This window comes from Paracoccus sp. MBLB3053 (genome assembly GCF_031822435.1).
Classification (GTDB): Bacteria; Pseudomonadota; Alphaproteobacteria; order Rhodobacterales; family Rhodobacteraceae; genus Paracoccus; species Paracoccus aurantius.
Genome location: NZ_JAVQLW010000001.1, coordinates 1,401,134 through 1,413,345 on the forward strand (window position 1 = coordinate 1,401,134; position 12,212 = coordinate 1,413,345).

Here is a 12,212-nt window from a genome sequence, read left to right on the forward strand (position 1 = left end):
GGGGAATTCCGTTTCCGCGTAAAGGTTCAATTCTCAAGCCCTTCGAGCCCTCAAGCCCAAAAAACAACTCTAACCCATTGAAAACAAACAATCGAGGGGGAGGCCATTGGCCGGATTTTCAGGCCCTGACCTTTCCAACTCAAGCCCGTCAAGCCCAGACTGAAACCACCAAATACCAGAGGCAGTGATATGAGCAAAGCAGACCACAAGATGTTGATCCAAGATCGCCAAACTGCCGTCGAACACGCGGCTGGCGCAGTCTATCGCGCAGAGCAATTGGAGAAGCGGGCAGCCGAGGCACAACGTCTGGCCAAGGTGCGCAATGCAGGCGCCATCCCCGAGGAATGCGGGCCCGCGATCCTGGCTGCGCCGGCGCGGGGTGGCTTCGTGCTGCACCGCAACCTCGAGCTGCTGCCGGTGGGCGACAAGGTCGAGGCTGTTCATCGCGGATATGGCGGACGCTCTGCCATTCGTCGCGCGGATGTCTTCGATGCCATGATCGCCTCGGCGCAGCGCCGGAAGCAGCCTTGGCCGCTGACCCCCGGGCAGATCGCCATCGGTCGGCGCTATGCGGATCTCGTCATGATGCTGAAGGCGGATGGCACCAAGCTCTCGAGACTCGATGCCTCGACCGGCTCGGCAGATGGCGGGAACTGGATGGATCATCGCCTCGAGCTGTCTGACGAGGTGGCCACGCTGCGCAAAAGGATTGGACCCGGCATTGCCCTGTCAGTTCGCCGCGTGCGTCCGTCCGATCGCGGCGACGATCAGCGTGGCCCTATTCTCGATCGCGTCCTGGTCGACATGGTCTGCGTCGAGGGGCGGACGCTGGATCAGGTGCTGAAAGCGCACGGCTGGTCCGTGAAGGGATCGCACAGAAAATCCATCACACACGCTCTGAGCGAGGCACTGGACCGCATGATCGGCTATAGGGCGAAAAAAAGTCCTTGACCGCTTAGGTCCGTCTGTGAGACAGAATTCAATATTATCGAGAAGTGCGCCCGCAGGAGAGATCCGAGCGGGCGTTCTTCATTTCTCGGCGGGCACGACGTATCAGGCGAAGTAGAAACCGTGCAGGCCGAGTCCGACGAGGGCAATGGCGAAGAATGAGGCTGCAAGCCGAGGTTTCCGGCTCATCGAGGCAGGCTCACGGTCGGTCGGAATGATTGCCAAGGCTTCCAGTCCTGCCGCAGCAAAGGAAACACGGGCTCCTGAGCCGATTGCCTGAAGATCGCGCTGTACGCTCGACGCCTTGAACGCATACCTCATGCCGTCAATTCCGCCTATCGAGCCGGTTTCGGTGCTGCGATCGAAATTGAGTACAGTGCCTTGCATCCAGGGCCCTCTTGATGATCTGCGGATAGATGTCCGCTTCTGACCGGAACACGCAACAGAATTGTTGCGCGGTGCTGTGCTTTCTCAAAGCAGTGTCAGATGAGCCTGTCTCTCGAAGTAGGCGAGGCGGCCAGGAAGCACATGATTCCGATCAGCCAAGACGCCATATCTGAATCGGGCCGATACTCAGCCGCGTGCTCGACGGCCCAGTCCAAGGTGTCACAGACGAGTTGGTCCGCTGCTTCGTGATTAGCGACCATCGTTCTCGCATGCGCGCGCAACGTTGGGACCATTGGGTACTCCCGCATCAGTGGGTACGACGTAAAGCGTTGCACCATTGGGCTGAGATATCAATGCGTGTCTTCCAGATGCGGATATGGCGGAGCCGTTCCATGCTCACGATCAACCTCGATGACCGCGAGCTGCAGGAGCATCTCGCGCGCCTCGCCGACCGGGAGGTCCGGACCGCTGCCAGCTGGGCGCTGAACGATACGGCGGCCGATGTGCTCACCCATGTGCAGACCCGCATGGAAGAGGCCTTCGACCGGCCGACGGGATTTACCAAGAACGCCTTCATGGTGAAGCGGGCGCGGGTCAGTGATCTCGAGGCCGAGGTCAAGGAACGGCCCTCAGTGGGCAAGCGTCATTTCCTCAAGGTGCAGGAACATGGCGGGCGCAGGGGCAGGACCGGGCTCGAGGGCCTGCTTGATGCCCGGCTCGCCTATGATGGCATCATCACCGCAGTGGTCCCGGCAGGCGGGGCCAAGCTCGATGCCTATGGCAACTGGTCGACCGGCGAGCGGAACCAGGCGCTGTCTGCTGTCCAGGCCCAGCGCGACCAGAGCACGAACACGACGGCGGCGGCACGCAAGCGCAAACGCAAGCGGGCGGGCTTCTTCGTGCCCTCGGCCGAGAGCAAGCTGTCGCCCGGGATCTGGAAGCGCGCGCCGGATGGTACGATCAGCAAGGTGCTGCATTTCACCCGGTCCATGCCGGCCTATGACCAGCGGCTTGGCTTCTTCGACGGGGCGCGGGAGGTCTACGAGGCGCGACTGCCCGCGCATTTGCGCCGCACCATCGAGAAGATGGCGGCGCGGGTCGCCGCGAAGGCGCGCTGATCCGACCCCCCGTCGCCCCTCGGGTCCTTCCGGGGGTGGTCGGCACGGGGGTAATTCGCACCCCGATGGTTTCGCCCCTCTTAACGAGCGGCAAAGCCTTAACCTGCTTAACAATCGATCGGTAAGAGGATGACTGGGCTGAACACGACTGAGCTTGCGGCACGGCTGGCCGTGTCCAAGGCGCGGATCAGCCAATATGTCAGCGAAGGCAAACTGGACGGTTGCTTTTCGGGCGACGGTCGCGGCCGGAGGTTCGACCTGGACAAGGTCGCCAATGCGCTAGGCCGTCGGCTGCATCCGGGACAGATGCTTGGAAATGGCGCGGGCACGCGCGAAGCGCTTCGGGATCTGTCCGGAACGGATGCACCGACGCCGCGGCTGCCCCTCCGCAGCGATAGCGAATTGCCGCCATCCGACGCCGCGCGATACGAGATGGCGCGCACCCTGAAGGCCGAGGAAGAGGCCCGCAGGCTTCGTCGCCAGAACATGGCCGAAGAAGGCACATGGGTCTTGGCCGAAGAGGTCCAGCGCATCACCGCCCGCGCGATGGGTCAGGAGATCGCCCAGTTCGAGACCGTGATCCGGGAATCGGCTCGCGCGGTGGCCGACCAGTTCGGGTTGGACTTCCGCTCGGTGCGCAAGGTGCTGATGGATGAATGGCGCCGCTATCGCGATGGTCGAGCGAAGGCGATGGGCGACCTGGCTGGACAGGCGGCGATGACCGAGGACGAGCGAGAGGCCGACAGCTGATGGGTTTTCTTGCATCCGCAGAAGCAGCCGTCCTGCGCGGTCTCGCGATGGCCCTGGTTCCACCTCCGCCGCCGGACATCACGCGCTGGTGCGAAGAGAACATTGTCTTCGACGAGCGCTCGCCGATTCCGGGCCCGTTCCGGATCGAGCGTTTTCCATTCATGCGCGAGATCCACGAGGTGCTGAGCCCGGAACATCCGGCGCGCGAGGTGACGGTGCGGGGCAGCGCACAATGGGGCAAGACAGTCTCGCTCCTGAATCCTACCGTTGCGGCCTGGCACGAATACGGCCCGCTCGACAGTCTGGTGGTCCATCCGACCACCTCGGCCGCGACGGAATGGGTGCGCAACAAATGGATGCCGATGCGGCGACAGGCTCCGAGCCTTCGTGAGATTTTCGGCGAGGGCAGGGGCGAGCAGACCGATACGCTTTTCAACCAGGAAACCATGCGCCGCGATGGTTCGCTGAAGGTGGTGAGCGCAGGATCACCGGACGATCTCGCCGGCACCACTCGCCGCCTGGTGATCATGGATGACGCGGCCAAGTTCGAGATGACCCAAAAGGGTGATCCCGAGCAGCTGGCGGCCAGCCGAGCCTCCGGGTTCGAGGATGCCAAGATCGTGCGGATCTCGACACCACAGATCGTGGGGACCTGCAGGATCACCCGCGCCTTCGATCGAAGCGATCAGCGGTTTTACCATGTGCCGTGTCCGCATTGCGGGAACATGGCGCCGCTGACCTGGGACAATTTCCGCAAGTCGCTCGATCCCGAGCGGCTCCATGCCGCACATTTCACCTGCGACGCCTGCGACGAGGTCATCACGCATGCCCATAAGCTGGCGATGGTGGCTCAGGGCAGGTGGGTCGCGCGCAATCCGCGGGGTGACCATCCCGGCTTCCACCTCTGGCGGGCTTACGTGCCACAGCGGGATTGGGCCTCGATCGCGGTCGAATATGCGCAGGTTATGGGCTGGACCGGGCTGACGGTCACGCAGGCGACCGAAGAGGAAATCCGGGGTACGGTCGAGGCCGAGACCGAACAGACCTTCTGGAACGACGTTCTTGGCCTGCCCTTCGAGCAGGCCTCGAAGGGGCCGGACTGGGAAGCATTGCGCGACCGGACGGAGCTGGCCGAGCTGGGCTTGTTCCTGCCCCGCGGTATCGTGCCCGCCTGTGGTGTCCTGCTGACGGCGGGGGTCGACTGCCAGGTGGACCGGATCGAGGTCACGATCTGCGCCTACGGTCGGAACTATCGCCGCTGGGTCCTGGATCACGTCGTTATCCCGTATCACATCGGCGATGCCGAAGGTCGCGAGGCGCTGGATGCGCTGCTCAAGGCAAGCTGGCGCACCGAGCTTGGGCTGCGTCTGCAGCTCGACATGATGGCCGTCGACGAGGGCGGCTTTACCGAGGACGTCCGGGACTGGGCAAAACGTCATCCCTGGACACGGGTCATCCTGGTCAAGGGGTCGTCCACGGCCAACGGCCCGATCCTGCGCCCGCAGCAGGACCGCAAGGCCAATGGCCGGCAGGTGCGCCGCCAGAAGCGCGGCTGGATCCTGAATGTGAGCCAGCTCAAGGCGGATTTCTACGGCTGGCTTGCCAAGGAGGATCCGACCGAGCGCGGCTATGTCGCCTTCGCGATCGGTATGGGTGACGAATATTACCGCCAGATCACCGCCGAAGTGCGGGTGCTGAAACGCGCGCCCTCTGGTGTCATGGTCTCGCGCTGGGAACTGGTCGAAGCGGGTCGGCGCAACGAATGCCTCGACACGATGAACTATTCCGAGGCCGCCGCCCGCAAGAAGGGCTGGAGCGCGATGACCGAGGGGCAATGGGACATCCTTGAGGCCGAACGCTCGGCTGCGGCACCGGATGAACAGGGCGACCTGTTCGATGCTGCCATGCCGGCGGTGCCTCTCTCGGTGCGTGCCGCCGCCAAGGCCCCGCCGCCCGAGCCGGAAGTAAGGCCCGAACCAAAGGCCGCCCGCCCTGAAAGCGGGGGCTGGCTCAATAACCGCAGGGAGAAATGGCTGTGACGATCTACACGGCGGAAAGATATCAGACTCTCTGCATGATGATCGCGAAGGGTGTGACCAGCCTCGAGGTCAATGGCGAGAAGGTGGTCTATCGCAGCCTTGCCGAGATGCTCCGAATCAAGGGTCTGATGGAAGCCGAGCTCGGCCTGGGCGCGGCACAGCGCCCGCGGCAGCATTATCCGGCCTATCGCAAGGAATGATGCGATGAACCTGCTTGAACGGAGCATTGCGGCGGTCGCGCCGCGATGGGCGATGAGCCGTGCCCGCGCCCGCGCGGTGACGGCTCATTACGATGCGGCAGGCGTCGGGCGGCGCACCTCTAGCATGAAGGCGGCGCGCACCGATGCTGATGCCGCCGCACGCCAGCGGTTGCGCATGGCCTGGTATGCCCGCGACATGGTGCGCAATACGCCCTTCGCGGCCCGCGCCCAATCGGTGATCTGCGGTGGAATCGTCGGCGATGGCATCCTGCCCAAGGTGGTGCTCGACAGCCCCGAGCTGAACGACACCGCGCGGAAGCTGGTTCGCGATCGCGGGCTGAAGCTGATCGAGGCGCATTTCGATACCTGTGCCATCGACCGGCAAGGGCGGCAGAACCTCTACGGGCTGCAGCGCCTGGTCGCGAACACGGTCGTCGATGCCGGCGAATGCCTGGTGCGGGTCTATCGCAGCCATCCCGATCCCAAGGCCCTGCAATTGCAGCTCGACGTGTTGGAGCCGGACTTCCTCGACGAAAGCAAGTTTGGACTGCTCGGAAATGGCAACGAGATCCGCGACGGCATCGAATACGACGCGGCCGGACACCGGGTGGCCTATTGGCTGTTCACCCAGCATCCCGGCGGGGACTGGTCGCCCGGCCGGCGTCCCGGCATCTCGGAGCGAATCCCGGCGGGGGAAATCTTGCACGTCTTCCGCCAGGACCGGCCGGGACAGATGCGCGGCGTGACCTGGTTCGCGCCGGTGATGATGCGGCTTCAGGATCTGGCCGACCACGAGGATGCGCAGCTCATGCGGCAGAAGATCGCCGCCTGCTTCGCGGCATTCCGGGTACGGGCCGAGGGTGGCAAGGATGGCGAGATCAAGGAACTGGCTCCCGGACTGATCTACGATCTTGGTGAGGATGAGGACATCAAGTTCGCAACCCCGCCCAGTGTCGAAGGCTATGACGAGTTCACCCGCTCGGCTCTGCGTTCTGTCGCGGCCGGGATGGGGGTCACCTATGAGGCGCTGACCGGCGATCTTGGACAGGTGAACTTCAGCTCCGCCCGGATGGGGCGTCTGGAGATGGACCAGAATATCAGCGCATGGCAATGGCTGATGCTGATCCCGCAAATGATGCAGCCTCTGGCCGCGGCATTTGTCGATGCCTGGAACGCCCGCGACGGCGCCGATCTGGTCAAGGCCGGTTTGCCCGCCGACATCTGGCATTTCCTTCGCCTGGAGTGGCAGCCGCCGCGCAAGGTTATCGTCGATCCGACCCGCGAGATCACCGCGCTGGGTGATGCCGTCCGCAATGGCTTTGCCTCGCGCCAGCAAGTCGTGCGCCAGCTCGGCGTCGATCCCGAACGCCTGATCGAAGAGATCGCGCAGGACAGGGCTGACGCCAGGCGCCTTGGCCTGAGTTTCGACAGCGATCCCGGCGCGAAAGCCGGCAATGGCCCGCCGCCCGGCGAGGCCGAGGAAGCAATCCGCGACCGGCAGGTCGAAAGCTGAGGAGACAGCGATGAACGAGCTGCGCCTGTACGGCACGGTCGGCTCGTCTTTCTGGGACGAGGAATATTTCACGGCACGCCAGGTGCGCGAGCAGCTGGATGCGATGTCGGGGCCGCTCACGGTCCGGGTCAATTCCGGCGGTGGCATCGCAACCGAGGGGCAGGCGATCTATACCGCGCTGCGCGCCTATGAGGGTGACGTTCATGTCATCGTCGAGGGTGTCGCTGCCTCGGCCGCGAGCCTGATCGCGATGGCGGGTGACACGATCACCATGACGCTCGGTGCGATCATGATGATCCATGATCCGGCCTCCTGGTATGTCGAGGGGCGGGGCACCGAAGAAGATCACCTGCAGGCGGCAGCGGGTCTTGGCGTGATCGCCAATGCCTATGCCGGCATTTATGCCAGGCGGGCCGGGATCAAGATCGATGAGGCCCGCGCGATCATGAAGGCCGAGACCTATTACGACGGCGCGGCAGCGGTCGCGGCAGGTTTTGCCACCGCGACGGATGAGGAGAGCGATGAGCTCGCCCCCGCCGCCTTCGATTACCGCATCTACGGGCATGCGCCCCAGCAGCTTCTGGCCGTGGCTGGCGCTATCCAGCGCGAGCGGCCCGTATCGGCAGTGATGGCCATGATGGCCCGCGCCGCCACCCCCACCGCCATCAAGGGAGACCACATCATGGCGAAACCCAAAGTCACGGCGGTGACCGCCGCAGAAGAAGGCGATCAGGATGGTCGCGAGGAGATGGAAACCCAGACCGAAGATGAGACCACCGCGTCGGCGACCAATCCCGGTTCGGAAGACGAAAAAGAGGACGGCGACGATGCCGCCCAGGCCGCCCTTGGTGCGGATGCCGTGGCCATCCTGCACATGTGCGAGCGCAAGGGTGTCGGCGTCGGATCGGCATTGGAAATGATCGGGCGTGGGCTGACCTGTGCCCAGGCAGCGGCGGAACTTCAGGGGACCCAGATGACCATCAACAACCACGCGCCTCGGACGCGCATCCTGCGCGACGAGCGCGACACCGTCCGCATGGGCATGACCGGTGCGATCATCGCCCAGCTGCAGGGCCAGCGCGAGGTCACCGGCCCTGCATCGGCCTATATGGGCATGTCGATCGTCGAGATGGCGTCTGCCTCGATTGGGCATCGCGGCTCGATGCGCAGCTGGGGCGAGAAGGAGCAGGTGATGATGCAGGCCATGCATACCACCAGCGATTTCCCGGCCATTTTCGAAAATGCGCTGAACAAGCAGCTGCTGGAAAAATACCAGCTGGCCGCGCCGACTTATCGTCAGATCTCGCGCAAGCGCAATTTCCGGGACTTCCGCCCGATGCCGCTGGTGCGCACGGGTGATTTCCCGACGCTGAAGCCGATCAACGAGGCCGGCGAGATCAAATGGGGCACCTTCGGCGAGGGCCGCGAGCAGGCGGTGATCAGCTCCTATGGTGTCGGCGTGAGCATCAGCCGTCAGATGATGATCAATGACGAGCTCGGCGCCATCGATGAGGTGCTCTCGAACTACGGCATGACCGTCGCGCTGTTCGAAGAGAGCACGTTCTATGCGTTCGCTCTTGCCGCGACGATGGCCGATGGCAATGCCATCTTCCACGCGACCCACGGCAACCTCGGTTCGGGCGGTGCCGCCTCTGCCATCAATACGGCGGCAGTCGCGGCCGGTCGTGCCGCGATGCGCAAACAGAAATCGGTCGATGGCAACACGTTGAACATCGTTCCGAACATCCTTCTGGTCGGTCCCGACAAGGAGACCGAGGCCGAGATGTTCGTTGCGGCGATCACGCCGACCGCAACGGCAAACGTGAACCCGTTCTCGGGTCGGTTGACCCCGGTCGTGACGGCCGAGATTTCTGGCAACGCATGGTACCTGCTCTCCTCGGCCAACCCCTGCTGGGTGCATGGATATCTCGAGGGGTCCGAAGCGCCTCGCTTGCGCACCGAGGAGCCCTTCGGTCGGCAAGGCCTGTCCATGACGCTCGAGCATGACTTCGGCATGGGCGCCGCAGATTATCGCGGTGGCTACAAGAACAACGGTGCCTGACCTGGCCAGTTGATCTGACGAAAGGGCGCCCTGGTGGCGCCCTTCGTCGTTCGGAAACCCTCTTCGAAAGGCTTTTGCCATGGCAAAGAACTATCTTCAGGCCGGTGAGTTCGTCACCGTGCTGGCCCCCGCCGCATTGGCGAGCGGGGATCCGGTGCTGGTCGGCGCGATCTTCGGCGTCGTGCAATTCGATGCCGATTCGGGCGACGAAGTCGAACTCGCGCGCCGCGGCATCTTCGATCTGCCCAAGACCACTGGCCAGGCCTGGACGGCCGGCGTCAAGGTCTATTGGGACGCGACCAACAGCCTGGTCACCACCACCGCCTCGGGCAACACGCTGATCGGTGCTGCGACTGCAGCAAGGGTCGCGGGTGACACGACCGGCACGGTGCTGCTCGACGGCACCATCCGCTGATGGTCTCGATCTTCGATGGGATGGCGGGCATCCTGTCGGATGTCCTGGGCGGGGAGATCCACTACTTCCCGCAGGACGGGGCGGGGCGGGAGATCCGCTCGATCTTCCGCGAGACCCCGATCGAGATCGAGGGCGCCGATGGCCAGCTCGTCCGGATCGAGGCGCCGACCTGGCGGGTGCGGCGCGATCTCGTCCCGGAACTTGCCCGGGACGATCGCATCACCCTCGAGGATGGCCGCACGTTCCGGGTCATGGTGGTTCATCATGGCGGCTCGCCCGCCTCGGACGGCTTCATGATCTGCGAGCTGGCCAGTTTCGCGGCAAGGACGGTGTGATGGCACATTTTCGCAGTGAATATCGCGCGCTCGTCCGGGCCGCGCTGCGCGATCACGCTCGTTTCGCCGATTTCACCATCCTCAAGGTCTGGCCCGGCTCGATCGATGCCGCGACCCTGCCGGTGCTTGGCGTGCTGACACCGCAGGACCGCTGTGAGCAGGAGACCATGACCAGCACGTCCCGGCGCACGCTCCTGCAGGTCGCCGCCCGCCGCGCCGGCCATGACGAGGTCGAGGATGTCCTCGATGCCGATAGCGAGATCATCGAGGCGGTGGTCAATGCCGCGATCCGTGGCGCGGGCATCTCCTGCTTTCTCGACGAGACCTCCGTGGTCTCGAACACGATGGGCGAGCGCCATGTCGGCACGCTGGTCATGAGCTTCCGGCTCACCCTCTGGTGCCCGCCCGCCACATTGCCTGACGACACAGCGCCAACCACCCCCTGAGGGGGTGAGGCAATCATCATCACATGGAGGGCTGAAGCATGCCTGTCACCAATGCCCAGATCGGGCTCAACGCGAGAATCGGCATCAAGGGCTCCGGCTCGACCTATGCCGCCGTGGCCGAGGTCTCGCGTATCACCCCGGCCGGATGGTCCCGCAACACCGTCGATGCCACCCATCTCGCGAGCCCGGACGGCTTTGCCGAGTTCATCGCGGGCCTCAAGACCGCGACGGATTGCACCTTCGACGTGAACTGGATCCCGGTGGTCAGCGATCCGCTGCTCGCGGCCTTCGAGGCCGGCAAGGGGGATTTCGAGCTGATCTTCCCGAGCGGCTCGGTCGCCATGCAGTTCACCGGCATCGTCACCGCCTTTGCCCCGGGCGAGATCTCGCCCGAAGGAAAGCTCACCGCCTCGGTCACCATCAAGCCCTCGGGCAAGCCGGTGCTCGTGGCCTATCCGGTGACCTGAGATGAACCTCCAGGGGACAATCAGCCTCAGCCATGACGGCCGGGCCTATGCCATGACGCTCGACATGAACGCGCTCTGCACCTTCGAGGAGGTGACCGGCAAGAACGGCTTTGCCATGCTGAAGCTTCTCGAATGCGGAGGCATCCAGGCCGGGTTGGTGACCGCGCGCGATCTGCGCGCGCTCTTCTATGGCGGGCTGCGTTCGCACCAGCCCGAGATCACCCCCGAGCTTGCCGGGCAGATCCTCGACGCCAATGCCGGGCTCCTGGTCGCGGCGGTCCAGGCCGCTTCGCCGCAGGAGGGCGATCTGCCGCAGGAGGAGAAAGCCGTGGGAAAGCCGCACCGCCCGCGCAAGAAGCGGGCGAGCTGACCCTTGCCGCACTTTATCTCAACCATGTCGCGGCCGGGTTTGCCGGCCGGGACTTCTGGGCGCTGACACCGCGGCTCTACGCGCTGCAGATGCAGGCCAGTCGCGACCGGCTGCGGCGTGAGGTCGAGATGCGCAACCGCTCCGCCTGGAACACGGCGGCGCTGACCGGGGCGGCCTATGCCGGAAAGCTGCGCCGCTTCGAGGAGTATTTTGCCGATCGAGGCGCGCGGGTTTCCGAGCCGCAAACCTCGGCCCAGATGGAGGCCGCCCTGCAGGTGCTCGCGGCAGCCTGGGGGGCGGAGGCGGCGGGGCCTGAGTGAGGGTCAGTTATACCAGAACTTGATTGGGACGTATTCGACGCTGGATTCGTCGACGGCAGTGTCGCGTTCCAAGGCCTCAGTCATCATCTGGTCATGCGGTGTGGTCCTTGCCAGAACCTGAACGAGCAGGGTGCGGATCTCTTTGATCAGGAAGAGGCCGCGATCGAGAGCGAGGGCAATAACGCCTGAGGTTGCCGCCGTGATCGCGGGGCTGATATAGCTGGAGCTCTGGAACACGCTGGCGATCAGAAGGGCGGCAGCGGCAGTCAAACTGATACCAGCGGCAATCTTTAAAATAAGCATCGGGCTTCCTGCGAACAGAGATGGCTGGAATGCGTTTATCGGCTCCAGCCTAGCCCGATTTCGCCAATCGTCATCACAAAATCCTGCGGACCGGATCTGCGGAGGCAGATCGTGCGCCTCGAGGCGCACGCGTTGCACGAACCGCAGAACTCGGCCCAGCCCCATGCCGCCCTGAAGCTTCTCGCCGCGGAGTTCACGGTTCCTTGGAATCGGGCAGATGCTCACTGAGGTTTCTGCTTTCGTAAAAAGCGGTCGTCTTTCTTTCGTCATGCGGCCTGGGTCGCGCCTGCGCCTTGTTCACCTCCTTGCGGACGTCCTTGAGAAAGAGCAGGCCGCGATCGAAAGCGATCATGAAGATCCCCAGCGTCGCTGCGAGGCTGGCTGAGCCGACATAGTTCGTGCCTTGGATCATCCCGGCGATGAGCAAGACTGCGGCAGCGGCGAAGCACATAGCAGCGACGATCTTCAATACGAGCATTAGTCTTCCTACGGAGTATTGGCTGGCATGCGTGTCTCTCATCCAGCCTAGACCCGTTTCG

At 64.1% G+C, this 12,212-nt stretch carries 17 protein-coding genes; 13 read left to right on the forward strand and 4 right to left on the reverse strand.

The window, feature by feature from the left end:
* Positions 1-210 precede the first annotated feature (210 nt).
* Positions 211-951, forward strand: coding sequence for a hypothetical protein (locus tag RGQ15_RS07085; protein ID WP_311159515.1), 741 nt, complete (start codon positions 211-213; stop codon positions 949-951).
* A gap of 102 nt (positions 952-1,053) precedes the next feature.
* On the opposite strand, the gene RGQ15_RS07090 is transcribed toward RGQ15_RS07085, so the two are convergent.
* Both RGQ15_RS07090 and RGQ15_RS22375 read right to left on the reverse strand, forming a co-directional pair.
* Positions 1,054-1,335 carry a hypothetical protein gene (locus RGQ15_RS07090; RefSeq protein WP_311159517.1) on the reverse strand — a complete coding sequence of 94 codons (282 nt, stop codon included), beginning with the start codon at positions 1,333-1,335 and terminating at the stop codon, positions 1,054-1,056.
* A 95-nt stretch (positions 1,336-1,430) separates the two neighbouring features.
* Complete coding sequence (locus RGQ15_RS22375) at positions 1,431-1,673, reverse strand: hypothetical protein (RefSeq protein ID WP_409201307.1); 243 nt, start codon at positions 1,671-1,673, stop codon at positions 1,431-1,433.
* Between the two features lie 54 nt (positions 1,674-1,727).
* On the opposite strand from RGQ15_RS22375, the gene RGQ15_RS07095 reads away from it, so the two are divergent.
* The 12 genes from RGQ15_RS07095 (at position 1,728) to RGQ15_RS07150 (ending at position 11,370) form a co-directional block, all read left to right on the forward strand.
* Entirely contained in the window at positions 1,728-2,453 is a 726-nt protein-coding gene (locus tag RGQ15_RS07095) for a hypothetical protein (RefSeq protein ID WP_311159518.1), read from the forward strand.
* A 129-nt stretch (positions 2,454-2,582) separates the two neighbouring features.
* Positions 2,583-3,203 carry a hypothetical protein gene (locus RGQ15_RS07100; protein ID WP_311159519.1) on the forward strand — a complete coding sequence of 207 codons (621 nt, stop codon included), beginning with the start codon at positions 2,583-2,585 and terminating at the stop codon, positions 3,201-3,203.
* The gene (locus tag RGQ15_RS07105) at positions 3,203-5,242 is read left to right on the forward strand and encodes a phage terminase large subunit family protein (protein WP_311159520.1); all 2,040 of its coding nucleotides are present in this window, start codon (positions 3,203-3,205) and stop codon (positions 5,240-5,242) included. Before RGQ15_RS07100 ends, RGQ15_RS07105 begins: the two co-directional genes overlap by 1 nt.
* A complete protein-coding gene (locus tag RGQ15_RS07110) occupies positions 5,239-5,442 on the forward strand; it encodes a phage head-tail joining protein (RefSeq protein WP_311159521.1) in 204 nt (67 codons plus the stop codon). Before RGQ15_RS07105 ends, RGQ15_RS07110 begins: the two co-directional genes overlap by 4 nt.
* A gap of 4 nt (positions 5,443-5,446) precedes the next feature.
* Positions 5,447-6,955 carry a phage portal protein gene (locus tag RGQ15_RS07115; RefSeq protein ID WP_311159522.1) on the forward strand — a complete coding sequence of 503 codons (1,509 nt, stop codon included), beginning with the start codon at positions 5,447-5,449 and terminating at the stop codon, positions 6,953-6,955.
* Between the two features lie 10 nt (positions 6,956-6,965).
* Positions 6,966-9,017 (forward strand): head maturation protease, ClpP-related, encoded by a 2,052-nt coding sequence (locus tag RGQ15_RS07120; protein ID WP_311159523.1) that lies wholly within the window; start codon positions 6,966-6,968, stop codon positions 9,015-9,017.
* Positions 9,018-9,096: 79 nt separating this feature from the next.
* A complete protein-coding gene (locus RGQ15_RS07125) occupies positions 9,097-9,432 on the forward strand; it encodes a DUF2190 family protein (protein ID WP_311159524.1) in 336 nt (111 codons plus the stop codon).
* Positions 9,432-9,767, forward strand: a complete 336-nt coding sequence (locus RGQ15_RS07130) for a head-tail joining protein (protein WP_311159525.1) — start codon at positions 9,432-9,434, stop codon at positions 9,765-9,767. Before RGQ15_RS07125 ends, RGQ15_RS07130 begins: the two co-directional genes overlap by 1 nt.
* Complete coding sequence (locus tag RGQ15_RS07135; RefSeq protein WP_311159526.1) at positions 9,767-10,213, forward strand: hypothetical protein; 447 nt, start codon at positions 9,767-9,769, stop codon at positions 10,211-10,213. Before RGQ15_RS07130 ends, RGQ15_RS07135 begins: the two co-directional genes overlap by 1 nt.
* Positions 10,214-10,251: 38 nt before the next feature.
* On the forward strand, positions 10,252-10,680 hold the full coding sequence (locus RGQ15_RS07140) for a phage tail tube protein (RefSeq protein ID WP_311159527.1): 429 nt from the start codon (positions 10,252-10,254) through the stop codon (positions 10,678-10,680).
* Position 10,681: 1 nt separating this feature from the next.
* The gene (locus RGQ15_RS07145; RefSeq protein WP_311159528.1) at positions 10,682-11,050 is read left to right on the forward strand and encodes a hypothetical protein; all 369 of its coding nucleotides are present in this window, start codon (positions 10,682-10,684) and stop codon (positions 11,048-11,050) included.
* An 89-nt stretch (positions 11,051-11,139) separates the two neighbouring features.
* On the forward strand, positions 11,140-11,370 hold the full coding sequence (locus RGQ15_RS07150; RefSeq protein WP_311159529.1) for a hypothetical protein: 231 nt from the start codon (positions 11,140-11,142) through the stop codon (positions 11,368-11,370).
* A 3-nt stretch (positions 11,371-11,373) separates the two neighbouring features.
* On the opposite strand, the gene RGQ15_RS07155 is transcribed toward RGQ15_RS07150, so the two are convergent.
* Both RGQ15_RS07155 and RGQ15_RS07160 read right to left on the reverse strand, forming a co-directional pair.
* Entirely contained in the window at positions 11,374-11,898 is a 525-nt protein-coding gene (locus tag RGQ15_RS07155; RefSeq protein WP_311159530.1) for a hypothetical protein, read from the reverse strand.
* On the reverse strand, positions 11,867-12,151 hold the full coding sequence (locus tag RGQ15_RS07160; RefSeq protein WP_311159531.1) for a hypothetical protein: 285 nt from the start codon (positions 12,149-12,151) through the stop codon (positions 11,867-11,869). Before RGQ15_RS07160 ends, RGQ15_RS07155 begins: the two co-directional genes overlap by 32 nt.
* Between the last annotated feature and the right edge of the window lie 61 nt (positions 12,152-12,212).

Coding starts and splice junctions, on each gene's coding strand:
- RGQ15_RS07090 (WP_311159517.1), bottom strand. CDS start 1,335: ATGCAAGGCACTGTACTCAATTTCGATCGCAGCACCGAAACCGGCTCG.
- RGQ15_RS22375 (WP_409201307.1), bottom strand. CDS start 1,673: ATGGTGCAACGCTTTACGTCGTACCCACTGATGCGGGAGTACCCAATG.
- RGQ15_RS07120 (WP_311159523.1), top strand. CDS start 6,966: ATGAACGAGCTGCGCCTGTACGGCACGGTCGGCTCGTCTTTCTGGGAC.
- RGQ15_RS07135 (WP_311159526.1), top strand. CDS start 9,767: ATGGCACATTTTCGCAGTGAATATCGCGCGCTCGTCCGGGCCGCGCTG.
- RGQ15_RS07140 (WP_311159527.1), top strand. CDS start 10,252: ATGCCTGTCACCAATGCCCAGATCGGGCTCAACGCGAGAATCGGCATC.
- RGQ15_RS07130 (WP_311159525.1), top strand. CDS start 9,432: ATGGTCTCGATCTTCGATGGGATGGCGGGCATCCTGTCGGATGTCCTG.
- RGQ15_RS07085 (WP_311159515.1), top strand. CDS start 211: ATGTTGATCCAAGATCGCCAAACTGCCGTCGAACACGCGGCTGGCGCA.
- RGQ15_RS07160 (WP_311159531.1), bottom strand. CDS start 12,151: ATGCTCGTATTGAAGATCGTCGCTGCTATGTGCTTCGCCGCTGCCGCA.
- RGQ15_RS07095 (WP_311159518.1), top strand. CDS start 1,728: ATGCTCACGATCAACCTCGATGACCGCGAGCTGCAGGAGCATCTCGCG.
- RGQ15_RS07105 (WP_311159520.1), top strand. CDS start 3,203: ATGGGTTTTCTTGCATCCGCAGAAGCAGCCGTCCTGCGCGGTCTCGCG.
- RGQ15_RS07145 (WP_311159528.1), top strand. CDS start 10,682: ATGAACCTCCAGGGGACAATCAGCCTCAGCCATGACGGCCGGGCCTAT.
- RGQ15_RS07115 (WP_311159522.1), top strand. CDS start 5,447: ATGAACCTGCTTGAACGGAGCATTGCGGCGGTCGCGCCGCGATGGGCG.
- RGQ15_RS07125 (WP_311159524.1), top strand. CDS start 9,097: ATGGCAAAGAACTATCTTCAGGCCGGTGAGTTCGTCACCGTGCTGGCC.
- RGQ15_RS07150 (WP_311159529.1), top strand. CDS start 11,140: ATGCAGGCCAGTCGCGACCGGCTGCGGCGTGAGGTCGAGATGCGCAAC.
- RGQ15_RS07100 (WP_311159519.1), top strand. CDS start 2,583: ATGACTGGGCTGAACACGACTGAGCTTGCGGCACGGCTGGCCGTGTCC.